Origin of the sequence: Sphingobacterium lactis, from assembly GCF_011046555.1 — a bacterium.
Classification (GTDB): domain Bacteria; phylum Bacteroidota; class Bacteroidia; order Sphingobacteriales; family Sphingobacteriaceae; genus Sphingobacterium; species Sphingobacterium lactis.
Map to the genome: position 1 here is coordinate 3327879 of NZ_CP049246.1, position 23145 is coordinate 3351023.

A 23145-nucleotide genomic window follows, 5' to 3' on the forward strand; every position below is an offset into this window, starting at 1 on the left:
ACGGAATGAACCAGTACCAGCAGCATCTAGCGCAATACCAGTATTTCAAAAATAGTGCATTGCCGAATGCTAAGGAAATCATTTCGGCAGCCAAGCTCGGCTATTCCGCTGGTGACATTTCCTATGTGGAATATTTGTTTGCCTTGCAGACATCCACCGACATCCATTTAAATTATCTCAAAAGTATCCAACAGATTAATGAATCCGTCATCACAATTTATGGCCTTATCAACCAATAACATCATGAACATAAAATCACCTATATATTTTAGCCTCCTGGCAATCGGCCTGCTCGTATCCCTAGGCTCATGTGGGGCAAAAGAAGGCAAGGAATCTGCCGAAAAAGAAGAAGCACATGGACATGAACATGGTGCAAGTGAACCCACCACCGTAGCTTCGCTTACCCAAGAACAGATCAAGGAAGTGGGCATTGCCTTTGGTTCGATAGAGCAGAAAGCATTGACCGCAACAATTAAGGCCAATGGTATCCTGCGGGTTCCTAATAATAACCGATCGAACGTTACCCCGCTCTATGGCGGCTCCATCCGCACGTTAAATGTGCAACTTGGGGATCAGGTTCGCAAAGGACAGGTCATAGCAACCATTGTCAATCCGCAGTTTATCCAATTGCAAGAAGACTACCTCAACACGGTCAATGAAATTCTGCTGGCGGAACAAGAACTCCAGCGACAACAGGAGCTGAATGCCGGAAATGCGGGAATCAAACGGAATCTGCAAAGTGCGAGTAGCAATCTCAATATCTTGAAAACAAAACGAGCCTCCTTGGCTCAACAGCTCAATGTGTTGGGCATTTCTGCTGCCAAAATAAGCGCAGGGAATCTACGATCTGTAATCGCTGTGGTTAGTCCCATTAACGGAGTTGTCAGCAATGTTTTCCTGAAATTGGGGTCGTATGTGGATGTTTCTTCGCCGATCGTAGAGATCGTTGATAACTCGATGATCCATCTTGACTTGCAAGTTTTTGAAAAGGATTTGCCTCATTTAAAAATCGGACAGGATATATCCTTTACAACCGTGAATAACCCTGACCAAACCTATGTTGCCAAAATTTCTAAATTGGGTGCTTCCTTTGAGAACGATAGCAAATCCATAGCTGTGCATTGTGTTGTTACCGGAGATAAGACCGATTTGATCGATGGCATGAACACGACGGGGATCATCAGCATGAGCGATGTGACGACCCCTGCCGTGCCCGATGATGCCATTGTCGAAGCAAATGGCAAATATTATATCTTTATTGAAACCGATAAAAAGGCTGAAGAGAATGGCGAGCATGAGCATGCCCATGAAAACGAGCAAGGACATGACCACGATGAGAATGAGGCTGAACACGACCATTCCAAAGGAGAGACGCATGACCATGAACATGGCATCACATTCGAAAAAATTGAGGTCATCAAAGGCGTTTCCAACATGGGTTATACGGGAATTACACCAGTACAAGAGTTATCACCAAATGTGAAGGTGGTAATCAAGGGTGCATTTTTTATCAATGCCAAAATGAGTGGGGCCGTTGGCCATAGCCACTAATCTGTTTCATCTGTCCAAAATACAACAAACGGCAACCCATTTAAAACTGGGTTGCCGTTTTTATTGGAAGCTGGTTATCACTTTATACAACCCTATGGACAGACTTTCCCTCAACCAATTTATGGTTCATCTGTTCATAAAGAAAAAGACAGTCATGAAGCACGCAATTCCAAAACAAGAAGAAGGTAAAAAGTTGGACATTACGGAATCCAAAACATGCAATACCAAAGAAGAAGCCATGGATTTTTATTCCACTACTAGGATTAAATTGTTGAGCATTAATTATTGGTATGAAATTGCAAGTTTACCGGCTTCTACTTTTACCTTATTGGATACATTGGGAACAAAAAAGGAAGGCCTCGCAGAAGAAGGTGATTATATTCAAATTGATATCCCCGGTCCAGGACTTTGGAGTACGGGTGGGTATGATTATGTACGTGTCGAACAGATCGATGAAAGTCGGGAAGATAACACAGAGATCCTCACCATGCGCTTAAGGCCCTCCACCCTACCCAATCCGGAAGATGACCTGGAAACAAAGCATTTCTTCAATAACATGTCCAGCTCAACCTTCCAGATTAAACGGATCGGAAATATAGTTGAAGCTTCCTATTTCGGAAGGAACGAATTAATGAATCTGGAATTGGATTCCCTTGCTGATAAAATCAGGAATATAGTCGTTGCCTTGGGTGCAAAACTAGGAGCTTCCTTTCCGCAATGGAAAGCCCTGATCCATGGCTTATTGGATTTGGATGAAGAGGAAAAAAAATAATCCGCATATACGACCATATGGCCACAAAGCAAAAAACACCTACCAATAAGGAAGCTGATTATTCAACCTTGGGGATAAAGCGAATGAAGAAAGGCCGAGGATTTGCCTACTATTCTTCAAACGGTCAATTGATTCGATCCGAGGAAATCCTAGCACGAATCAAAGGATTGGTTATTCCTCCAATCTGGTCAGATGTATGGATTTCTGCTTCACCTAAGGATCACCTCCAAGCTGTCGGCCTTGACATCAAGGGACGCCGGCAATATATTTATTCAACTTCATGGGTGGAGAAAAGAAACAAGGAGAAATTCGAACACCTTGCCGATTTCGGAAAAATTCTTCCTGACATCCGAAAACAGATCCGGAAAGATCTCAAGCGCGAAAATCTAGACCAACGTAAAGTTTCGGCAATAGCACTATCCGTCCTGGATCAGACCGCCATACGTGTAGGGAATGAACAATACAGCAAAGTGTATGGATCCTACGGGTTGACGACCCTCCAGAAAAAACACATCCATAAAGACAATAAGAAAATAACCATAAAATATATTGGTAAGAAAGCAGTTCCTCAAGAGAAAATCGTGGAAAGCAAAAAATTGATCCATTATCTCGAAGAACTAATGGAGAGTCGTGGAAAACACCTGTTCGTTTATGAGAACCAAGGTAATAAAAAGGCAAAGCTACATGCTGCCGATCTGAACAGTTACCTCCAAGAATGCGCTTCGACAGCTATCACCTGCAAGACTTTCCGAACCTGGCATGCCTCTTTAAAATATTTATTTCTCTTGCTTCAATCTGGAAACGAAAAAACGGAAAAGGAACGCATTAAACGATCTATGGATGTTGAAGAAACAGTAGCAAAATACTTAGGTAATTCGAGATCAGTAACCAATAAGCATTACATCTTCCCCGTATTGCGAGAGATTTATGTACAAGGTTCCCTAGAAAATTGGATAAAACGAAACAAAGGATTAAACAAACCAAAGAAACTAAAACTTGCAGAAAAAAAATTAAGGCAACTTGCAACGAAGGGTAATTAATCGCAAGTCTTTGGTATAAATACGAATAACCGAATAAAAATACCCGAAATCAAATTCGTACCAACGAATCCAGTCCGATGAATGTTCAAAATTAAAAATCACACCATCATGGACAATACACAAAAGAAAATAGATATTGTAAACCAGGCAATCGAAATCAACAATGACCGTATTGCCGGTTATGAAAAAGCATCTGAAATTGTTTCTGGCGATGACATTCATGAATTACAAAATTTGTTCGATCAATATCGGCAGCAATCGGAACAGTTCAATACGGAACTTCGACCGTTTGTGGAACAATTTGGAGCAGAAGCAGACGAAGGAACGCGTATGAGCGGAAAATTATTCCGTATTTGGATGGACATCAAATCAATCGTTGCACCTTCCACTTCACAGGCTGTTTTAGAAAACTGTGAGAAAGGGGAAGATGAATGGAAAGAAGCCTACCGAAAACTCTTGAATGATAGTGTTGAACATTATCCAGAGCTTACCAATGTCCTTCAAGACCAAATGGCAACGCAAATTTCTGCGCACGACCATATTAAAAGTTTAAGGGACAGATAGACATTTCTCCAAAAATCCAATATCCATATACCAGGTAGCGGATACTCCCAATTTGAACCTACCTGGTTTTTATTTATTGCGATCGATGGAGCGGAATATATAATTTAACATGGTTTTTTTAACTATTTTTCTTGGCGCCATTGCGGTTTTCTTCTTAATCTATGCGGTGTATAACATACGAGCAAATAGAAAAAGAGGGCAAGATTAATAGGGGTAAAATTTTAAACATACAATTCCTAAAAGTTAATTACAACCCTCAGTAAGAATCTTCATCTCTCCCAAAGGTGAAGATTCTTCATTAGGATAGCACCTTAGCCAACAATGACAGCATGACATCACAACGGATAACCAGCACTCATACAGAATTATAACACATCATTACCAAACACGTGGCGCTCTTAGCGCGCTAAAAAGCAAAAGAATTCACGCTGAAGCGCCATCTCAACCCAGTAGGGTGGCATGGTTTGTGTAAACTTTTAGCTACAAAATCACACCAACTGATTATTACAACAAAAAAAAAGGAAGTACAATTTATGACAGAAAATAATGCTGAATTCATTCTCAACATATTAAATAAATCTCACTTATCAACTGCAATTTATCAAGGAGAAGATCTTCGTATTATATATGCCAACCAAGCCATGATGACCCTATGGTGCGCAAATCAGACCGTTATCGGCAAACCCTTGACCGTTGCTTTTCCACACTTCCAAGAAGAGGGATTCGTCAGAATCCTGCAGAACGTATGGAAGACGGGCACGCCCTATATTGCTAGTAATACCGTCGCCCATATCGTGGATGGACCACTGGTCTACAAGCGGTATTTTGATTTTGAATATAAACCCATTTGCAATGATCAAGAAGAGGTTATTGCGATTTTGAATACTGCTGTAGATGTCACCAGACAAAAGGACGCCATTAAAACGATTGAAGAGCAAAAACTAAAATTATCCTTCAATAATGAATTGGAAATCATTACGCATACTTTAGCACACGATGCCAAAAACCCAATTTCCATCGCCCGTTTGGCTGTCTCCCATCTGCAACAGATGCAGGATTTGGAAAATGAAAACCTCAAAAAATGGTATGGTTTGATTGATGATGCGATTTCTTCCCTGAATAGCATCATTGACAAAACGGTACAACTCAGTAAGGCAAAATCATACGAGATCGCACAGAACACCATCAATATGGAGGTCCTTCTCCGGAAATGGATTGATGAGGCTTCCATTTTGTACAACAAACCCCCGGAAACTGTGGTCATGGGCCAATTTCTACCACTAAAGGGAGACGTTGGGGCAATCTATCTCATATTTTCCAATATTATCGGGAATGCTTTTAAGTATACTCCGAAAGATAGCACGGCAAGGATTGAGATTTATAGCGAAACGACCAGTAAGGGTGTTGTCTATTATGTAAAGGATAACGGAATCGGTATTCCTACGCAAGAGGTCAATAGCATTTTCTTAAATTTCCATCGCGCTTCCAATTCGCAGGACCATTATGGAAAAGGTAATGGACTATATATCGTTAAAAAAATCCTAGACAGCATCAACGGAAACATCAATATCATGAGTAAATTGGATAATGGCACGAAAGTGCGCCTGTTTTTCCCTTATCCGACCAATTAATGGTATTCAGTACGGATGGCGTGGGTCCACCGACAGCGTCCGCAGGTTGGACATTTGAAATTGGGTCGAATGACTGTTTCGATCCGACCACATAACATACATGCAAAATGCCCCGTTACCTGTTCGGTCAGTTGAATTTCTTTATAATCATCAGGGAAAAGTGGAAGGCCATACCGCAGCTCTTTCGGAGCATAGCGAATGATGCTGATGGAACCATCGATTTCCAAAACTGCGGTCCGCAGCTGCCCGAGATGCTCAACGGATTCATTCCGTAATTCAGCGAAGAACTCCATCTTAGAAAAATTATCGACGTTATCCTCCGTCACCGCAAAGGTGCCATTCCGTACGATAACCAATGGGTCGCCTTCCATAAGTTTATTGACGAAAGCGGATTTAGCGGATAACCAGGTAATGCCCTTGTACAATAAGATTACGGTTAGAAAAACCAGTATGGCATGTACAATAGGTAAATCTTCCTGAAACATAGGGTCTCCAGCCGCGGATCCAAGACCCAAGATAATGGCCACTTCAAATAAGGTCAATTGGCGAACACCCCTACGCCCTGAGATGCGTAGCATCACGAGGATCAACAGAAACATAACGAGGGAACGAAGAATGATCTCAAGCAGAAAATCCCATTCTCCATCGAAAAACATTCCAAAGATAAAAGTCAACGCCATATTCAAAATTCTTAAGGTGAAGCACCATTTGCTTTTAAATTGAACGATTAAGGGTGCAAATTGTTTAATAAATAGTCCGAATTGCTACGATTTGGAAAAATGCATCAAAGTAACACGAAATAAATAAACGAATATGGAAACTAACACTGGCGGAAATCCTAAAAAACTGTACCCTATCCCACCATTTAAAAAGCAAGACCAAGATCCTCCCGGCGAGACAAAACTGATGGATCCCAAACCAGACCACGGCGAGCTGACCTACAAAGGTAGTCAACTCCTGAAGGGAAAAGTGGCCATTATTACAGGGGGCGACTCTGGAATCGGGAAGGCAACGGCCATAGCCATGGCCCGTGAAGGTGCAGATATTGTGATATCCTATTTAGATGAAATCGAAAATGAAGATGCATATGATACTGCAGAATGGGTTAAACAAGCCGGACAGAAAGCTTTACTTTTTAAAGGTGATATCAGTAAGGAAGATGTCTGTAAAGATTTAATTGAGACCACCGTGTCCGAGTTTAAGGTGATTGATATCCTTGTGAACAATGCTGCCTACCAGATGAGCTATCAGGAAATTGAAGACATTACCGCTGAGGAATGGAACAAAACTTTTGAAACGAATCTCAGTGCGATGTTTTATTTGGTAAAATATGCAAAGAAGCATATACGTCCAGGTGGAAGTATTATCAATACCACTTCTGTTAATGCGTATGATCCGAACCCTACACTTTTGCCGTATGCGGCAAGCAAGGCGGCCATTCAAAATTTCTCCGCGAATCTGGCGCAGAAATTTCTCGAAGATGGTTTAGGGATTCGTGTAAATGCTGTGGCTCCAGGACCGATTTGGACTCCGCTTATCCCAAGTACAATACCCGATCATGAAAACTTCGGAAAGAATACACCGATGGGGCGACCTGGACAACCTGCGGAAATCGCTCCAGTATTTGTGTTCTTAGCTTCCGATGCGGCATCCTATGTCTCAGGCGCAACCATTCCTGCAACCGGAGGACGGATTACCATTTAATCAGATGCGGCCAAGACATCCGCAAGCAATACGAGCGAGCTATTGAATGCCTGAATAAAGATGTCAGCGGCCAGGTCGTCGCCATAACTAAAGGAACGGCTGGTTTGTTTGCCCTGAAATCCAATACTGATGAAAACATCCCCAACTTTTGCTCGCTCTTGGGGATCATCACATCCATAGGCCAATCCGGTAATGGCAAGCTGAATAGCTGAGGGAATGAGGTATTGCAAGCCTTTGGCCATGGCCTCCGTAACAGGTATGGATTCCGCAGAAAATTCCTTGATTAATGCCTTATCCACTTTAAGAATATCTTCTTTCACCTCATTGGCGAAAGCAATTATGCTACCCTTGAAAAAATCACCCGAATAGACCTGCATACTCCAAATTGCAGAAAAATAACCCGCCGACATACTTTCCGCTAAAGCCAGGGTAAGCTTATTTTCCTTTATCCGTAAAGATAAGTCATTCAATAATTCGAGATTGATTTCACACATCACCTACCTCCCTGCTAATTACCGTAACAATCCGTTGAGGACAGCAAATTTAATCAAAGCTGGCGTGTTCTTGGATCCCGTTTTGTCAATCAGATTCTGGCGGTGCCCTTCAACGGTACGCTTGCTGAGGAAAAGTTTCTTCGAAATCTCCAAATTAGTCAATCCCTCGCCCAATAATTCTAAGATTTCCAACTCGCGGGAAGTCAGTTCAAGCGCTTGTGGGTCCAATAGATTTGGCGTATAATGGTTTCTATCGATGGATTTCTGCACATAGTTCATGCTCAGTTCCTCACATAGATAGCGTCCTCCCTTGGCCACATGGTTAATGCAGAAGACGAGCTCATCGGCGGCGACATTTTTCACCAAGTAACCTTTTGCCCCGTTTTCAAAAGACTTTGAAACATGTTGTTCGCAGTCCATCATCGACAGCACAATAACCTTGATGTCCGGGAATTCAGAGCTAACCTGTTCGATGAGTAACATGCCATCGAATTCTTTCATATTGAGATCTGTAAGGACAATATCCGGCTTTAGTCCATCCTTAAGCATTTCCAGTGCTTCACTACCATTATTAACATCCGCCACCACGGAAAAATTCGGCTGGGCCTCCAACAATAATTTCATACCATTTCGAACGACCAAATGGTCTTCTACCAATAAAATATGAACTTCACTCATGTAATTAAATCGTTAATGTGGTATAAATACCGGCCCCAATTTCCCTATCCATAATTTTAATTTCGCCGTTGTATAGATCTACTCTATTTTTGATAGCACGTAGGCCTGTACCCTTTTTCTGGAGTTCGGTAAGGCTTTCTCCAAATCCCTTTCCATTGTCCGTGACGGAAATGTTAACTGTATGATCTTCACAAATTACCGTTATAGCAACAGTTGTCGCCATCGAATGTTTAATGGCATTGTTTAATAGTTCTTGAATAATACGGAATACGGCCAATTTGAGATTGTTATCAAAATCCTCACAAAATTCTGGGACTTTCACTTCAATTTTAAAATCAGCAGTGGAAATGCGGTTTGCCATGGCATGAATAGCCTGCACTAAGCCGAAATCCTGAAGTACGGAAGGCACTAGGTCGACAGAAAGATTTCTCACTTGTACAATAGCTTCATTTAGGAGTTCCTTCATCGATTTTATGTCATCGGATTGATACTCCCTATCGCCCAGAACATGCTGCATTTTTAAGCGAATAGCATATAATAGCTGTGCAACACTATCATGCAACATCCGCCCGATCCGAATACGCTCTTTTTCTTGTGTATCGACAATGGTCTTGAATATTTCTTGTTTAAAACTATGGATAGAATTATCTGGTTGAAAATGTTTGTCAAACAATAAAAGGCAATATTGCCGCTCACCGAACGTATTCTCATACGCCTTGACATACGCATCTACCAGTTGGGAATCATGTCCATCAAACTGAAAAGTTAACGGTATAATGAGTGCTTCCTTGGCCAGCTCCTTGTCAGCTAAAACCTGCTTTAAATTTTTACTATCCGAATCACTCAGGAAATCAAAAATGCTGCTCCCTAAGCCCTGCCCCTCTTCCTTACCAAAAAATTGCTCAAACCGACCATTTATCTTTGAAAGCTGATAATACTTGTCGAGAATGAGTATAGAAAAAATACTATCGTGGAATAGAAGATCGAAACATAAAAAATCCCCACTTGATTCCTCATCAAATAGCGAATACTGTCCTTTCACCTTCCGTTCTTCTAATGACTCGTTTCTTGAACTCGACATTTTAAATTGCTCCTCCAGCTCTAATGGCTAATAATAGTAGTACAAATAATTCCAATCGTCTCCGTGGTAGAAATTCCCCAAAAATCCTTTCCAAACTATTAAAATTAGTCATTTTTATGCTTTCTAATAATGTTTCCTCGGTACAACGTGTATATTTCAGTATTTAATAAACTATTTCAGGTATTTTCCGCACAAACCTTGTAGCCAAAATTTAGTTTTAAAGTAATTTTTACTGTTAAATACCTGCTTAATTATAACTACGCCCATATTTCCAAAAGTGGTTTCTAGAAAAATTTAGCTAAATCATGGAACATTTATTAGAGAATACTTATAAAATAATTTTATCAAAATAGTTAAATTTGGAATTTATTTTCCCTCCGCTGTTTTCTGTAACAAATGAATTCAATTTGTTTTCTATACTCCTTTCCTTCCACAGTGAATCTACAACTAATCTATAACACCTTGTTCAATAGGATGTTATTTAAAATAAAATCAAACAATTTATTTTATATCGGAAAACACAAAGGTTTTCCATTTTGCTGGACAGCATTTAATTTCATATAATATTCGTCGTTATTTCAATTGGCCGTTTTTTGGCAGAGCGGATTATGTGTAAATCCTGAAATGTTCCCAAATCGAAGTTTTCAAGATTAATACCCCCTCTTCGTATTAATACCCCTTTTTACACCTTCATTGCTAAACGTGAAACATACTCATTCTCAAAGCGTTGTAATATAACATAACAACCACTAAAATGAAAAGTCAAATAAACGCCTCCATTGAAGAAAACACGGTAATCCTAAAACGGCTTGCCAACAACTTCACCACTGATCCTGTTGAAAAGGAAGATTTAGTACAGGAAACTTTTATCCGTTCCCTGAAATCTTTTGAGAAATTCATTAATCATCCAAAATTAGTTTCATGGCTCTACGTAATCATGAAAAACATTTACTTGAATCGATACCGACGGTTAAACATTCACCGAACCGCGGAAAAAGAAATTACCTATCGGCAATCCCTAAATTCGGCAACCAATAATAAGGCAGAAACGAATTTTGTACTGAAGGATATAGAGGACTCTATGAAAGCTTTATCGAAAGAGAACTATGAAATCTTCAGCATGTACCTGGAAGGATTTAAATACCATGAAATTGCAACACAGATGTCCATTAAAGAAGGGACTATAAAAACGAGAATCCATACCATTAAAAAGGTGCTACAGAAAAAACTGAATGTCTATGCACGCAATTAGGTTCATTTAATCCTCATCGGTTACAGAAACTAACAATAACCAATGAGGATTAACAACCACGTTTTCTTATTTTCTATTGGCAAAATTCAATGCTAAAGCTGTAAGCTGTTGATCCGCGGATTTTTCAGCACATAATATTTCATTAAAAAGAGCCGCAGCGTTATCCATGTCCATCATCTGCGCATACGCATGCATGGTTCCATAGGCCGCAATTTCATAATGTTTGATTTTCTGGACCAGCGCAATAAGGGCGGCATCCAGCATTGCATTGCCTGCAAAATTGGCAATCCTATCTTCGGCTTCTAGGAGCAATCCCTCCATAGTCTTACACTTTTTGCCAAAAGCAGGAAGATCCATGTTACTGAATACCATCTTCAGTTTTTCAATCTGCAATGCTCCATCATCGGCGTATCCTAAAAATGTCGATTGGATTTGGGGTGAGATGGCTTCTTCAGCAAACTTCTTCATGCCAAGAATAAGCTGCTTTTCAGCACTGTACACTTCTTTTAACTCTTCTTGCAACAGTTGTTTAAGGTGTATCCTGTTGTTACCGGTGTTACTCCAATTCGTAACCATATTCATCCTTTCTTCCTGTATAACCTTCTGCTCATATTACTACGAACACACAACACCTCAACTTCGTATTTCATATTTCAAATTAGGGTATTTATACGGGATTTTAGGTCATAAAAAAGCACTGATTTCCCACCAGTGCTGTTGTTTTCGAATTTATGAAGAATACCGTTTATTCTTCATACAAACGCTCAGCGGAAACGCCTGCCGATGAGATGGATTGCAAGATATTGGTGCAAACAATATTGATTCCTTTAATGGAAACCAAATAACCATCAATGTAAGGTGCAATCTGCCACTCACTGATATTGTTCGTTTCACTCAATACTTCTTTTACTCGAAGGAGCTGATTCTTTGTCGCTGCTGAAATTTCAAATTTTAAACTTTCCATTATACGGTCCTCCTTTACTTATAGTGATTAATGATGCGTGTCTCATGAAGTTTGGATGTGATGCTGCACGCTGAAACGCATACAAGCTATTATCTCACAACAAGTTACAAAAACTAGTGCATTGAACCAAATGGTATTTTCAAAAATTTAGCGTAATAGTAAAAAACTATAACCTAACCCAACAAAATAAAACATTGAGCGAAACTGTGCCGTCAAATTTAATAATTTCTTAATATGTACCGAGCCTTATTCACCATCTTGTAAATTCGCATCCCGACTGATAAACATGCTGTTTCGATCTTCCGATACAACCTCTAAGAACCGTTCGTAGTGCTTCAATACATCTGAAATCAATTCATTTTTTGTAAAATACTGAATGTCATAACCTTCCCTGGAGTCCCCAAAATAGGCTCTAGGGAAATAGGTTCGCTCATTTTCAATATCTGGAAGGTTTTCATCCATTAGAATATACTCCGACAATACCTTGGAATAGGTCTTTACACCGTAGAGGAAGTTATTGACCACATCATGCTCGACTTCAATCTCCAGACGTTCAGGTTGCTGATAGGTATTTATTTTGGCCGTGATCCCGTTCGAAGCAAATTCCGCCTGCAGTTCAACAAATGCTGCCTTGACGTTTGTCGCAATGAACCGATCAACGGTTGCTTTATCACGGAAGGTGACAATCTGTTTCAGGCGCTGTTTCCAGATTTCTCCCGACCAAGGTATGGCTGAAGCGGAGAATTCTCGACGGTAATAGCTTCGATCGATGCGCAGCCCCTTGATCAAACTGACAATGAACAATAACATGATGATCGAAAATGGCAAAGCAGTAATCAGCGTCATGCTCTGCAACGCGTCCAGACCACCGGCATTCAATAGCAATAAGGAAAGTATCGCCAGCAAAGCCCCCCACAAAATAATCTGCCATTTCGGAGATTTCGTAGCACTTTGAGTGGCAATATTATTCATGACAAAGATTCCGGAGTCTGCGGAAGTAACAAAGAATATTATAATGATCAAGATCGTTACGAAGCTCGAGATCTGGGATAAGGGTAAGTAATCCAAAAAACGGAACATCAACGCATCTGGATTTGTTGCCAGACCACTCAGCACACCATCTGCTACATTGACGTCCAGCCAGATTGCACTGTTACCAAAAACGGTCATCCAAATAAAATTGAACAATGTAGGCAGGATCAACACCGCAGCAACGAACTCCCGGATGGTTCGCCCTCTGGAAATCTTTGCGATAAACAGACCGACATAAGGCGACCAGGAAATCCACCACGCCCAATAAAGAATGGTCCAATCGTAGAACCACGGCAGCGTCTCTTCCTCATACACATGGGTATCGAACGTGAGCGCAAAGAAATTGTTGACATAATTCCCCAGCCCTTCCGTGAAGCTTCCGATGAGGTATACGGTAGGTCCTAAAACCAAAACAAAAAGCAACAAGCATACAACGGCTATAATATTGATATTGCTCAAGATCTTAATCCCTTTATCTACCCCCGTCACCGCCGAGAGAATGGAAAGGGAGACCAAAACAAGAACGATAAAAACTTGATAGACAAATCCTGTTCCCCCTACAATGCCCAGGGTTTCCAACCCTGAATTCACCTGTACCACACCAAAGCCTAACGTTGTCGTAATACCGAAGAACGTACTGCAAAGCGCGAAAACATCGATTGCATTGCCCCATTTGCCATTGATCCGATCTTTCAGCAACGGATAGAAGCAACTGCGCAAGGATAAGGGTAATTTATACCGGTACGCGAAATACGATAGGGAAAGTCCTACAATGGCATAAATTGCCCATGCATGGATGCCCCAATGGAAAAAGGTGTACAATTGGGCATTCTTCGCCCGATTAATCTCCGTTTTGGAGGCAAAAACTTCCGAAGAGAAGTGCTGCATCGGTTCCGCTACGCCAAAATACATCAAGCCTATCCCCATTCCTGCAGCGAACAACATCGCCATCCAGGAAAAAAAACCATACTCCGGTTTGCTATCATTGGCACCTAGGCGAATCTTCCCGAAATCACTGAAGATAAGATAGATCAAAAAGATAACAAATATGGTTACCGCCCATACGTAAACCCAATTTAGGTTGACAAAAATAAATGTCTTGACCGCACTGAGGACATTTTCCGCAATGGAAGGGAAAAAGACAGAAACCAAAGAGATGATCGAAATAAAGATAATACTGGGGATAAAAATTCCCTTTTTCAGGGTTGATGAATTCATATATAAAAAAGCTATGGATGGACATTTTAATTAACACGTAAAATTATGCAATGTTTTAGAAAAAATGCCTTCGTTAAATCTTTCCTAACTTTGGATAAAAGACTCAACCATGCAAATTGCCATCGTTTCAGACATCCACGGAAACCTCCCAGCATGGGAAGCTATTCTTGCTGACATCCGATCCAGAAATATCGGGCAGGTCTATTGCCTTGGCGACCTGGTAGACTTTGCCCCTTGGGATCGTGAAGTCATTGCCTCGGTGCGCAAATTGGGGATTCCCTGCATCTTGGGCAATCATGACGAACGCGTCGGAAGAAACCTTCCTGTGATCCCTAAAACCAAGCACAGCGCCAGAGAACAGGCTGCCCGCGAAGACGCCATAAACTATACCAAAAACGTCCTGGATGAACAGGAAAAAGCATACCTCGCCGAATTGCCCTTCTCCCTGACCCTGACCTATAAATTCCCCACAAAGACCTGGCGCATCTTGCTTGTCCATGCCCATCCGAACAGCAATGAACGCTATATATTTGCAGATGAACCCCTGGATAACCTCAGGGAAATATTCCAAGAGCAGGCGTGTGATGTCCTCTGCGTTGGCCATACCCATTATTCATATATCCGGCCTGTGGACGGAAATTGGGTAATCAACCCAGGATCTGTCGGTCGGTCAAAAGAGTATAACCGCTTGGCGTCCTATGCCATTTTGGATATCTCAGAAACTGCTATTAGGTCAGAAATTATCCAGGTGCCATTTGATAGACAAGCTGTCATCCATGGTATCGAGCAGAGCCCCATACCAAATTTCTATGCTGAATTCTGGAAACAATAATTCCTATTCTTTCCGGGGAACCCCTTTTCTTTTCTCGTTAAAGGTCTTATATTTAAAGCAACCAATAAGCTTTTAGATATGAACATACGAATTGCGGAGCGTAAGGATCTGGACCGTATCATTGAATTGTTGGCCGATGATAAATTGGGACAGATGCGGGAAGCTTTCCGTCAGCCCCTACCGGCAGAATATATCACGGCATTTAAAAAGATTACGGCAGATCCCAATCAGGAACTAATCGTTGTGGAAAATACCGACGGTAAAGTTATCGGCTGCATGCAACTTACCTTTATCCAATACCTTACATACCGCGGTGGCATTCGGGCACAGATCGAAGGCGTCCGCATCGCCAAAGAAGAACAGCAGAAAGGACTTGGAAAACGAATGTTCAAATGGGCAATTGAAAGAGCCAAGGAACGCGGAGTGCATCTGGTTCAACTGACCAGTGATAAGGTACGCCCCGAAGCATTGCAATTCTATCATAAACTTGGCTTTCGGGATAGCCATGAGGGGTTAAAACTGCATCTATAACCTAGATCAATGAAGAAGGTATCCATCATATTTGGCATGTTATTGCTCGGAAGTTTCCTTAACTTCACCGCAAAGGCACAGGATTGGAGGCAAATAGATGCGTTTTATGAAGCGATCTTTTCAGGAGACACCCTCTCCGTCAACCAACTATTGGCAAATAAGATCATACCGCCGAATTTTAAAACCAAGAACAAAATTGACCCATTGGAGGCGAGTATTCGCTCGAAAAACCCAGCGGTATATTTCGTTCTATTGGCCAATGGATTCACGCTGGGAGCAAATAAGAATGAATTGCTGGTGGATGCCGCAGAATACGGAAGATTATCCATACTTAAAGATTTGCTGAACAAAGGTGCTTCCCGAGAAACCGGTGCCTTTAACAAGGCTGGTTTTCATGCTCATTATGCCTGTGGAAGATATTTGCTCATGCAGGGCGCCAATCAGGAAATAGGTGATATCCGGGGTAAATATTGGATGTTTTTCGAAGCGGTCAAGCGGTCTGATTATGACGTACTCGATAGGCTGCAGATGAACCAGGCCGATTGGGACTATAACGATTGTGATGGACAGACAGCAATCATTCTCAGTATCAAGAAACAGGATGCCACCCTCCTGCGGTACCTCTTGGAAAAGGGGGCAAACCGAGAAAAACCCGAAACATTCGATTGTGGCGATGAAATCTATTTGGGCAAAACGCCCATGGCCATAGCCAAGCATTTGAAAAACAAAGAAATCATCAATCTATTAAAAAATAGATGTGGAAAGTGATGGGCATGATGGGAAGGAGAAATCTTTCCGGACCGAAAATATATAACCAAAAAAAGGAGATAGTCGCGGATGCGCTATCTCCTAAATAATCTTTTATCGAAATAATTCCAGTGGATGCAATACCTATTGCTCCGTTTCGGTTGAATCAGTAGGTATTTCCGGAATTTCCGGTTCATCGATGTCAGCAGGTAATTTTCGGTACCTTTCTGATCCGGCAGGATCAGAAGTGAACCCTAAGGTCATGGAAGAATCCTGAATGGAAACCTGCATACCGCCTCCACACGCTGCAAACTTAATCATCTTATAACTTCCGGAATTTTCCGTTGATGTTTCATTATAATACTCACAGGTCGATTCGGCGGTCTTGGTGTCAGTCTTGAAATTACAGAAGTTTCCGTTGATCACTTTCACCGTTCCTCCATCCTGAAATTGCAGTTGTTTCAAGGTGGATATATCCACACTGTCCATATCAATGGAATCCACAATTTTCACCCAATTCCCCACAAGCTCACTCTTATCGATCTCACTTCGGTTGAATTCATCTTTATTACAAGAAGCAGTAGCTAGAATAAACCCGAAAACAGCAATTATATTGAATATCTTTTTCATAGTTTAACAAATATGCCCCACCTTAGGTAGGATTGAAGGACGCAAATTTGCAAAAAATAAAGCAAGCGTCCCCTCGTGTAATTAAAATGCTACGAATTAATGTGCCTTCTTTTTACCCAGTCCAAACACGAGCTTTACCCCTTCCACCAAAAGGAACACGACTAGCCCGACAACTACACCGATACCGAATTCCTTCAGCATTGCTGGAACCTGTGGCAATAGGTGGTGGAAGAAATCCAAATTATGCGCAAAGATACCGCCGGCCACCAATAAGAGCGCGATGGTTCCGATGAAACCGAGTGCCTTGATAACGATCGGCAACAGTTTTACCAATAGGTGTCCCAGTTTGGCGCGGAATCCAGTATCATTGGATCGTTTGATTAAACTGTGACCTGCATCATCCATGCGTACGATTAAGGCAACAATGCCGTAAACACCCACCGTAGCCAAGATAGCCACAACGGATACAGTCAAGATCTGAACTGTTAAAGAGCGGTCCAATACAGTTCCCAGAGCGATAATTACAATCTCTACGGAAAGAATAAAATCTGTGGTCACTGCCGATTTAATCTTGGCCTTCTCCGCAGCTTCACCTTCCAGAGCCTGCTCTTGGATAACCTCAGCGCCCTTTTTGGGTTTATGGAAAATATAGTGAATGATCTTCTCGGCACCTTCATAAGCCAAATAGGCTCCACCCACCAATAGGATGTATTTGATGATGACCGGAAAAAAAGCATTCAGCAATAATGCCAGTGGAACGATGATCAGTTTATTGATAAAGGAACCCTTCGTGATTGCCCACAACACGGGAATCTCCCGAGAAGCCAAAAATCCGGTCGCCTTCTCGGCGTTCACGGCCAAGTCATCTCCTAAAATACCTGCGGTCTTGCGGGTAGCAATCTTACTTGCTACTGCCACGTCGTCCATTAAAGCTGCGATATCGTCTAAAACCGCAAAAATTCCTGATGCCATATAGTCTTTAAAAAATTTAAGCTAAAAATAGTGAGATTTTGCATTTCCTGCCTAAAAAATAAGCCCAGATATATTGGAAAATGCCTAAATCACCAAGTCAAAGCAAATGATATACCAATAATACAAGTTTTTCATATAGATTGTTTAGGTATCCATATGTTTACACTTTACTTTAATGAATATACAAGTTCTAAGTTATACAAACGCTAATTGAATATTAATAGTCAATTTTAGAAAACTATTCATTAATATTTTTAATTATTCTTTATTTTTCCTATATTTGTGACTATTGAAGGAAAATTAGCGGCAATTTGCCATAAGACGATCATTCAGTATCACCATTATTACACAAATCCTTTAATTAATAGCAAGAATTGCAGTCAGAACGCGGCTGTTACTGGACTTTTGCTATTTCCAGCCCCATTTTCGGGACATCTGCGGATCAATTTGATCCGAATCGTATGAAAAACTAATCTCAAACAATGTTTTGGGAGTGATCTAAAATTAAATAATAAAATATGACAAATTTTAAAGTTGGAATTATTGGTGCTGGCCCCAGTGGCTTAGCAATGTTAAGAGCATTTGAATCGGAACAGAAAAAAGGTAATCCCATCCCAGAAATTAAATGTTATGAAAAACAAGATAATTGGGGCGGCATGTGGAATTACACCTGGAGAACGGGTGTGGGGAAATATGGCGAACCGCTACATGGCAGCATGTACAAATACTTATGGTCCAATGGTCCAAAGGAGTGTCTGGAATTTGCAGACTATACCTTCACCGAGCATTTCGGGCAGCCAATCTCCTCCTACCCTCCAAGAGAGGTACTATTCGATTATATTCAGGGTAGGATCAAGAAGAGCAATGCCCGTGATTTCATAAAATTCAATACTGTTGCACGCTGGGTCGATTACCTGGAAGATAAGCAACAGTTCCGCGTTGTCTTTGACGACCTGCAGAAAAATGAAACATTCGAGGAATATTTTGATTACTTGGTTGTCGGGACCGGTCATTTTTCGACACCGAACATGCCCTACTTCAAAGGTATCGACAATTTTCCGGGAGCAGTGATGCATGCACATGATTTCCGCGGTGCAGACCAATTCGTCAACCAGAAACTCTTGCTGATCGGGAGTTCCTACTCGGCGGAAGATATTGGCGTGCAATGTTTCAAGCATGGCAGCGATTCTGTAACCATCTCCTACCGCAGCAACCCGATCGGGACCAAATGGCCGGAAGGCATTAAGGAAAAGCCGTTGGTGACCCACCTTGAAGGCAATACCGCATTCTTTAAGGACGGTACAACAGAAGATTTTGATGCCGTTATCCTCTGTACAGGATATCAGCACAAATTCCCTTTCCTACCGGATAATCTGCGCCTAAAAACTAAGAACAGGCTCTATCCGGACAACCTCTACAAGGGTGTCGTCTTCAATGAAAATGAAAGACTCCTCTTCCTAGGGATGCAGGATCAATATTATACCTTTAACATGTTCGATACGCAGGCATGGTTTGCCCGCGATTATATGTTGGGCAGGATCCAGATCCCTGAGAAATCACTGCGCGATCTCGATATTCAGAAATGGATGACCTATGAAGATTCCACCATCACAGGGCCAGATCATGTCGATTTCCAAACAGATTATATCAAAGATCTGATCAGTTATACGGACTACCCATCCTTCAATCTCGATAAAGTTGCGGACATGTTCAAAAGCTGGTTGAATGATAAAGAGATCAACATCTTGAATTATAGGGACCAGGTCTACACTTCTGTTATGGACGGCACACAAGCAGAAACGCACCATACCCCTTGGATGAAGGAAATGGATGATAGTCTCGAACGCTATCTGACCGAAGAACCCATTGATGAAAAAGAACTCGATAAAGTGAACTATTATTAAGCACATGGGGTTCTAAAGGATAATTGTGCTATCGCAATTTTTGTAAATTTTCCATTATAGCAATCAGACCGACAGGTTTGGTTGCTTTTTTTTGCGCTTTTTCCATTCCTCTATAAAAATGTTACGATTTTCGTCTCCAAAAATCGAACAATTATCAACTTATATTGGTTAAATTCATGTTAACTAATACCTAGATCAAACAACCAGATAACATGAGAAGCGGAATCGTTTAGTAACGATTCCTTAACATTATATTATCAACTAACTAACACCACGTGCCTAATTTTACGTGATTTTAATCTAAACACTCAATACCATGAAAGCTAAATCGTCAAAGCTCCTCTGGCTTTTGCTGTCTCTAAGTATTTCCTCAACCCCGATTTGCGCGCATAGTGCAACAGGAATTGAGGTTAGCACCCCTATTCAGGAAGAGATCACAGGGACTGTGCAGGATGAACAAGGCGCACCAATTGTCGGTGCAACCGTTGTCAACCTCGCAAACCAAAGCAAAGGTCAGACAGATGAATCCGGAAAATTTGTAATCTCCGGAAAAAATGGAGACCAATTATCCATTTCCTACATTGGCTTCCAAGCCAAGCGTATAACCATTTCCAACCTCAAGGATAACCTCATTATCCTGGCAGGAGATAACGAAGCCTTGGATGAGGTTGTCGTAGTCGGATACGGTACACAGAAAAAAGCAAACCTGACAGGCGCCGTCGATCAGGTGGGTTCCGAAGTATTCGAAGGACGTATGGCCCCAAATGCGACACAGATGCTGCAGGGGGCAGTGCCGAACCTGAACCTGAACATTGCGGACGGTAAGCCTACGCGGTCTGCAGCCTACAACATCCGCGGGGTAACCTCCATCGGTCAGGGCGGAAGTGCACTGGTACTCATCGATGGTGTTGAAGGCGATCCACGAACCTTGAACCCGAACGACATTGAAAATGTATCGGTACTGAAAGACGCGTCATCATCGGCTATTTACGGATCCCGTGGTACGTTCGGTGTCGTTTTGATTACAACGAAGCGCGCCAAGGAAGGCACCACATCCATCAGCTATTCCAGCAACTATGCTTCACAGGCACCTACAAACCTGCCGGATTTCATAACGGATGGGTACACTTACGCGTCCCATTTCTATACTGCTTACAACTCCTGGAACAATTATTCCTCCATTCCGAGCAAGCTGAACAAGACCCAATTGTTCTCCTTGGACTGGTTAGAGGAGTTCAAGCGCCGAAAAGAGGCGGGCATCAATGAACCGACTACGGTCGACAAAGATGGCAAATACGTCTATTATGCCAATGAAGATTACTACGGTACGCTACTGAAGAAGAACCTGTTTTCTATGGAGCAGAATCTCTCCGTATCCGGGCGTTCCGACAAATTAGATTACTATGTTTCTGGTCGTTACTACGATTATGGGGGATTGTACAAATTCAATACGGACAAGTTCAAAAGCATGAACGTTCGCGCCAATGGCGGTGTTCAGGTAACGGATTGGCTCCGCATCTATAACAACTTTGATTATGCCAACATGACCTACCACAACCCGATCACGGTCGGCGAAGGTGGAAATATCTGGCGTAACATTGCGGATGAAGGCCACCCAACATCCTCTATTTTCAATCCCGATGGCTCCCTCTCCTTTTCTGCAGCTTATTCCATCGGTGATTTTATCTATGGCAAGAACGGGTCGGATTCCGATGAGAGAAACCTGAGAAATACCAGTGGATTCGAGACTAAATTCTTCAACAACACCTTCCGTATCAAGGGGGATTTGACCTTCAGGAACAAAGATCTTTTGACTACCCGCAAGCGTGTACCGATTCCTTATTCCGTAGATGAAGGAAAAATCGTGCAACTGGCGACGCAGTACAATGATATCTATGAAGCTTCCCAACGCGACAAATACCTCTTCACCAACTTGTATGGAGAGTATGAGAACACCTTTGCGGAAAAACACTATTACAAAGGTTTATTGGGTTATAACTACGAACAGAAGACCTATGAATCCATCTATACCACGAAGAATGGTCTGTTGAATCCGGATATCGACAACATCAACCTGGCATTGGGGGACAATGTCACTGCCACTGGAGGATATGAAAAATACCGCATCGCGGGTCTGTTCTTCCGTTTCAATTACATTTTCAATAACCGCTACCTTTTCGAAGTAAATGGTCGCTATGATGGATCCTCGAAGTTCCCGATCGGCGAGCAGTGGGCCTTCTTCCCGTCTGCATCTGCGGGATGGCGCGTATCCCAAGAACCATTCTGGAATGTCAGTGAAAACGTGATATCCGATCTGAAGTTCCGGGCATCCTACGGTTCCCTTGGTAATGGAAATATCAGCTCCTATGCCTTTATGGAAAACTACGAGATCGGCACGATGGATTACATCATCAATGGCAAGAAATACAGATATACTTCCGTTCCTAAGGTATTGCCGAACAACCTGACCTGGGAAACGGCGACAACATCCAACTTTGGTGCTGACGTGTCCTTCCTGAATGGAAAGCTGAACTTGGTAGCCGATTATTACGTCCGTAAAACGACGAATATGTTTACCCAAAGTAAGACACTCCCAGACATCTTTGGAGCGGACTCTCCGAAGGGGAACTATTCGGACATGACGACCAAGGGATATGAGCTAACACTCTCCTACCGCAATGGTTTTGAGGCAGCAGGAAAACCTTTCAATTACAACATCAAGGCAACCTTTGCGGATTACAAATCCGTTATCGACCGGTATAATTCCGACGGCTTACTGTCCGATTATTATGAAGGTAAGGTGATCGGTGAAATCTGGGGTTATGAGACGATGGGTCTCTTCCAGAACCAAGCGGAAATCGATGCGGCACCGAAGCAGCCATTGATCAAATCTTCCAGCTCCGGACAGATTTATCCGGGCGATTTGCGCTTCGCCGATTTAGATGGCAATGGTGTGATCGATTACGGTAAGGACCGGATCGATGACCATGGCGACAAGCGTATCATCGGTAATGCCGAACCTCGCTACATCTACAGTTTCAACCTGGGTGCGGACTGGAGCAATATCTTTATCTCTGCATTCTTCCAGGGTGTCGGTAAACAGCAATGGTACCCGCACGGGGAAACTATCTTCTGGGGACAATACAACCGTCCGTACAACAACTTGCCGGCTTGGCACTTGGACAACTACTGGACGGAAGAAAATCCGAACGGCTATTTCCCGCGCTATGCAGGATACAACCAATCCATCAAGGAAACCAAACAGACCCGCTACCTGCAGAATGTGGCGTATGTACGCTTAAAGAACTTACAGATCGGGTACAGCCTACCTCGCAGCGTTGTGGACAGGATGCATTTAAAGAGCCTACGGATCAATGCTTCTGCGGAGAACCTTTGGACCTGGTCGCCGTTGTACAAACGTACTCGTGACATCGATGTAGCGAACATCGGAAAATCCGATCCGGATATCTCCGATTCAAACAGTGGAGATGGCTTCAACTACCCAACCATGCGGAGTTACAGTCTTGGTGTTTCACTAACCTTTTAAT

22 protein-coding genes are annotated in these 23145 nt (G+C 42.2%); 13 read left to right on the forward strand and 9 right to left on the reverse strand.

Features of this window, described 5'->3' with window-relative positions:
* Positions 1 to 5: 5 nt before the first annotated feature.
* From G6N79_RS17790 to G6N79_RS14565, 6 genes are all read left to right on the forward strand, one after another.
* Complete coding sequence (locus tag G6N79_RS17790) at positions 6 to 239, forward strand: hypothetical protein (protein WP_478403549.1); 234 nt, start codon at positions 6 to 8, stop codon at positions 237 to 239.
* A 4-nt stretch (positions 240 to 243) separates the two neighbouring features.
* A complete protein-coding gene (locus tag G6N79_RS14545) occupies positions 244 to 1551 on the forward strand; it encodes an efflux RND transporter periplasmic adaptor subunit (RefSeq protein WP_103906174.1) in 1308 nt (435 codons plus the stop codon).
* 154 nt (positions 1552 to 1705) lie between these two features.
* Positions 1706 to 2323, forward strand: coding sequence for a hypothetical protein (locus tag G6N79_RS14550; RefSeq protein WP_103906175.1), 618 nt, complete (start codon positions 1706 to 1708; stop codon positions 2321 to 2323).
* A gap of 17 nt (positions 2324 to 2340) precedes the next feature.
* Positions 2341 to 3363 (forward strand): DNA topoisomerase IB, encoded by a 1023-nt coding sequence (locus tag G6N79_RS14555; RefSeq protein WP_103905936.1) that lies wholly within the window; start codon positions 2341 to 2343, stop codon positions 3361 to 3363.
* 108 nt (positions 3364 to 3471) lie between these two features.
* Positions 3472 to 3927, forward strand: a complete 456-nt coding sequence (locus G6N79_RS14560) for a ferritin-like domain-containing protein (protein ID WP_160003692.1) — start codon at positions 3472 to 3474, stop codon at positions 3925 to 3927.
* A 533-nt stretch (positions 3928 to 4460) separates the two neighbouring features.
* Complete coding sequence (locus G6N79_RS14565; RefSeq protein WP_103905938.1) at positions 4461 to 5558, forward strand: sensor histidine kinase; 1098 nt, start codon at positions 4461 to 4463, stop codon at positions 5556 to 5558.
* Here the strand turns inward: G6N79_RS14565 and G6N79_RS14570 are convergent.
* On the reverse strand, positions 5555 to 6238 hold the full coding sequence (locus tag G6N79_RS14570) for a DUF421 domain-containing protein (protein ID WP_234993182.1): 684 nt from the start codon (positions 6236 to 6238) through the stop codon (positions 5555 to 5557). The genes G6N79_RS14565 and G6N79_RS14570 overlap by 4 nt on opposite strands.
* 133 nt (positions 6239 to 6371) lie before the next feature.
* On the opposite strand from G6N79_RS14570, the gene G6N79_RS14575 reads away from it, so the two are divergent.
* Entirely contained in the window at positions 6372 to 7262 is an 891-nt protein-coding gene (locus G6N79_RS14575) for an SDR family oxidoreductase (RefSeq protein ID WP_200818772.1), read from the forward strand.
* Here G6N79_RS14575 and G6N79_RS14580 read toward each other — a convergent pair.
* The 3 genes from G6N79_RS14580 to G6N79_RS14590 are packed head-to-tail and all read right to left on the reverse strand — an operon-like array spanning position 7259 to position 9515.
* Positions 7259 to 7732: a CinA family protein gene (locus G6N79_RS14580; RefSeq protein ID WP_160003694.1), complete on the reverse strand. Its 474-nt coding sequence runs from the start codon at positions 7730 to 7732 to the stop codon at positions 7259 to 7261. The two genes, G6N79_RS14575 and G6N79_RS14580, sit on opposite strands and share 4 nt — an antisense overlap.
* Before the next feature lie 42 nt (positions 7733 to 7774).
* On the reverse strand, positions 7775 to 8434 hold the full coding sequence (locus G6N79_RS14585; protein ID WP_103905940.1) for a response regulator transcription factor: 660 nt from the start codon (positions 8432 to 8434) through the stop codon (positions 7775 to 7777).
* Positions 8435 to 8438: 4 nt separating this feature from the next.
* Complete coding sequence (locus G6N79_RS14590) at positions 8439 to 9515, reverse strand: sensor histidine kinase (RefSeq protein ID WP_103905941.1); 1077 nt, start codon at positions 9513 to 9515, stop codon at positions 8439 to 8441.
* A gap of 754 nt (positions 9516 to 10269) precedes the next feature.
* Here G6N79_RS14590 and G6N79_RS14595 point away from each other — a divergent pair.
* A complete protein-coding gene (locus tag G6N79_RS14595) occupies positions 10270 to 10767 on the forward strand; it encodes an RNA polymerase sigma factor (RefSeq protein ID WP_103905942.1) in 498 nt (165 codons plus the stop codon).
* A gap of 66 nt (positions 10768 to 10833) precedes the next feature.
* Here the strand turns inward: G6N79_RS14595 and G6N79_RS14600 are convergent, their stop codons facing one another.
* The 3 genes from G6N79_RS14600 to G6N79_RS14610 form a co-directional block, all read right to left on the reverse strand.
* Entirely contained in the window at positions 10834 to 11343 is a 510-nt protein-coding gene (locus tag G6N79_RS14600) for a DUF892 family protein (protein ID WP_160003696.1), read from the reverse strand.
* A 169-nt stretch (positions 11344 to 11512) separates the two neighbouring features.
* Entirely contained in the window at positions 11513 to 11731 is a 219-nt protein-coding gene (locus tag G6N79_RS14605) for a hypothetical protein (RefSeq protein WP_103905944.1), read from the reverse strand.
* A 246-nt stretch (positions 11732 to 11977) separates the two neighbouring features.
* Positions 11978 to 13981, reverse strand: a complete 2004-nt coding sequence (locus G6N79_RS14610; protein WP_103905945.1) for a BCCT family transporter — start codon at positions 13979 to 13981, stop codon at positions 11978 to 11980.
* A gap of 109 nt (positions 13982 to 14090) precedes the next feature.
* On the opposite strand from G6N79_RS14610, the gene G6N79_RS14615 reads away from it, so the two are divergent.
* The 3 genes from G6N79_RS14615 to G6N79_RS14625 all read left to right on the forward strand — a co-directional run bounded on the left by G6N79_RS14615 (position 14091) and on the right by G6N79_RS14625 (position 16112).
* Complete coding sequence (locus G6N79_RS14615) at positions 14091 to 14813, forward strand: metallophosphoesterase family protein (RefSeq protein ID WP_103905946.1); 723 nt, start codon at positions 14091 to 14093, stop codon at positions 14811 to 14813.
* Positions 14814 to 14891: 78 nt separating this feature from the next.
* Positions 14892 to 15344 carry a GNAT family N-acetyltransferase gene (locus G6N79_RS14620; RefSeq protein WP_103905947.1) on the forward strand — a complete coding sequence of 151 codons (453 nt, stop codon included), beginning with the start codon at positions 14892 to 14894 and terminating at the stop codon, positions 15342 to 15344.
* A 9-nt stretch (positions 15345 to 15353) separates the two neighbouring features.
* Positions 15354 to 16112: an ankyrin repeat domain-containing protein gene (locus tag G6N79_RS14625; protein ID WP_103905948.1), complete on the forward strand. Its 759-nt coding sequence runs from the start codon at positions 15354 to 15356 to the stop codon at positions 16110 to 16112.
* 123 nt (positions 16113 to 16235) lie between these two features.
* Here the strand turns inward: G6N79_RS14625 and G6N79_RS14630 are convergent, their stop codons facing one another.
* Positions 16236 to 16721 carry a hypothetical protein gene (locus G6N79_RS14630; RefSeq protein WP_103905949.1) on the reverse strand — a complete coding sequence of 162 codons (486 nt, stop codon included), beginning with the start codon at positions 16719 to 16721 and terminating at the stop codon, positions 16236 to 16238.
* Positions 16722 to 16817: 96 nt separating this feature from the next.
* On the reverse strand, positions 16818 to 17693 hold the full coding sequence (locus tag G6N79_RS14635; RefSeq protein ID WP_103905950.1) for a DUF808 domain-containing protein: 876 nt from the start codon (positions 17691 to 17693) through the stop codon (positions 16818 to 16820).
* 518 nt (positions 17694 to 18211) lie between these two features.
* Between G6N79_RS14635 and G6N79_RS14640 the strand changes: the two genes are divergently transcribed.
* Together G6N79_RS14640 and G6N79_RS14645 are read left to right on the forward strand one after the other, a co-directional pair.
* Entirely contained in the window at positions 18212 to 19597 is a 1386-nt protein-coding gene (locus tag G6N79_RS14640; protein ID WP_103905951.1) for an NAD(P)-binding domain-containing protein, read from the forward strand.
* A gap of 316 nt (positions 19598 to 19913) precedes the next feature.
* On the forward strand, positions 19914 to 23144 hold the full coding sequence (locus G6N79_RS14645) for a SusC/RagA family TonB-linked outer membrane protein (RefSeq protein ID WP_103905952.1): 3231 nt from the start codon (positions 19914 to 19916) through the stop codon (positions 23142 to 23144).
* Position 23145: the final 1 nt, after the last annotated feature.

What these genes read in the sequence shown, in the direction of transcription:
- G6N79_RS14605 (WP_103905944.1), bottom strand. Translation starts at nt 11,731, where the DNA reads ATGGAAAGTTTAAAATTTGAAATTTCAGCAGCGACAAAGAATCAGCTC.
- G6N79_RS14600 (WP_160003696.1), bottom strand. Translation starts at nt 11,343, where the DNA reads ATGGTTACGAATTGGAGTAACACCGGTAACAACAGGATACACCTTAAA.
- G6N79_RS17790 (WP_478403549.1), top strand. Translation starts at nt 6, where the DNA reads ATGAACCAGTACCAGCAGCATCTAGCGCAATACCAGTATTTCAAAAAT.
- G6N79_RS14635 (WP_103905950.1), bottom strand. Translation starts at nt 17,693, where the DNA reads ATGGCATCAGGAATTTTTGCGGTTTTAGACGATATCGCAGCTTTAATG.
- G6N79_RS14610 (WP_103905945.1), bottom strand. Translation starts at nt 13,981, where the DNA reads ATGAATTCATCAACCCTGAAAAAGGGAATTTTTATCCCCAGTATTATC.
- G6N79_RS14620 (WP_103905947.1), top strand. Translation starts at nt 14,892, where the DNA reads ATGAACATACGAATTGCGGAGCGTAAGGATCTGGACCGTATCATTGAA.
- G6N79_RS14640 (WP_103905951.1), top strand. Translation starts at nt 18,212, where the DNA reads ATGACAAATTTTAAAGTTGGAATTATTGGTGCTGGCCCCAGTGGCTTA.
- G6N79_RS14560 (WP_160003692.1), top strand. Translation starts at nt 3,472, where the DNA reads ATGGACAATACACAAAAGAAAATAGATATTGTAAACCAGGCAATCGAA.
- G6N79_RS14550 (WP_103906175.1), top strand. Translation starts at nt 1,706, where the DNA reads ATGAAGCACGCAATTCCAAAACAAGAAGAAGGTAAAAAGTTGGACATT.
- G6N79_RS14590 (WP_103905941.1), bottom strand. Translation starts at nt 9,515, where the DNA reads ATGTCGAGTTCAAGAAACGAGTCATTAGAAGAACGGAAGGTGAAAGGA.
- G6N79_RS14595 (WP_103905942.1), top strand. Translation starts at nt 10,270, where the DNA reads ATGAAAAGTCAAATAAACGCCTCCATTGAAGAAAACACGGTAATCCTA.
- G6N79_RS14615 (WP_103905946.1), top strand. Translation starts at nt 14,091, where the DNA reads ATGCAAATTGCCATCGTTTCAGACATCCACGGAAACCTCCCAGCATGG.
- G6N79_RS14565 (WP_103905938.1), top strand. Translation starts at nt 4,461, where the DNA reads ATGACAGAAAATAATGCTGAATTCATTCTCAACATATTAAATAAATCT.
- G6N79_RS14575 (WP_200818772.1), top strand. Translation starts at nt 6,372, where the DNA reads ATGGAAACTAACACTGGCGGAAATCCTAAAAAACTGTACCCTATCCCA.
- G6N79_RS14625 (WP_103905948.1), top strand. Translation starts at nt 15,354, where the DNA reads ATGAAGAAGGTATCCATCATATTTGGCATGTTATTGCTCGGAAGTTTC.
- G6N79_RS14645 (WP_103905952.1), top strand. Translation starts at nt 19,914, where the DNA reads ATGAAAGCTAAATCGTCAAAGCTCCTCTGGCTTTTGCTGTCTCTAAGT.
- G6N79_RS14570 (WP_234993182.1), bottom strand. Translation starts at nt 6,238, where the DNA reads ATGGCGTTGACTTTTATCTTTGGAATGTTTTTCGATGGAGAATGGGAT.
- G6N79_RS14545 (WP_103906174.1), top strand. Translation starts at nt 244, where the DNA reads ATGAACATAAAATCACCTATATATTTTAGCCTCCTGGCAATCGGCCTG.
- G6N79_RS14630 (WP_103905949.1), bottom strand. Translation starts at nt 16,721, where the DNA reads ATGAAAAAGATATTCAATATAATTGCTGTTTTCGGGTTTATTCTAGCT.
- G6N79_RS14585 (WP_103905940.1), bottom strand. Translation starts at nt 8,434, where the DNA reads ATGAGTGAAGTTCATATTTTATTGGTAGAAGACCATTTGGTCGTTCGA.
- G6N79_RS14555 (WP_103905936.1), top strand. Translation starts at nt 2,341, where the DNA reads ATGGCCACAAAGCAAAAAACACCTACCAATAAGGAAGCTGATTATTCA.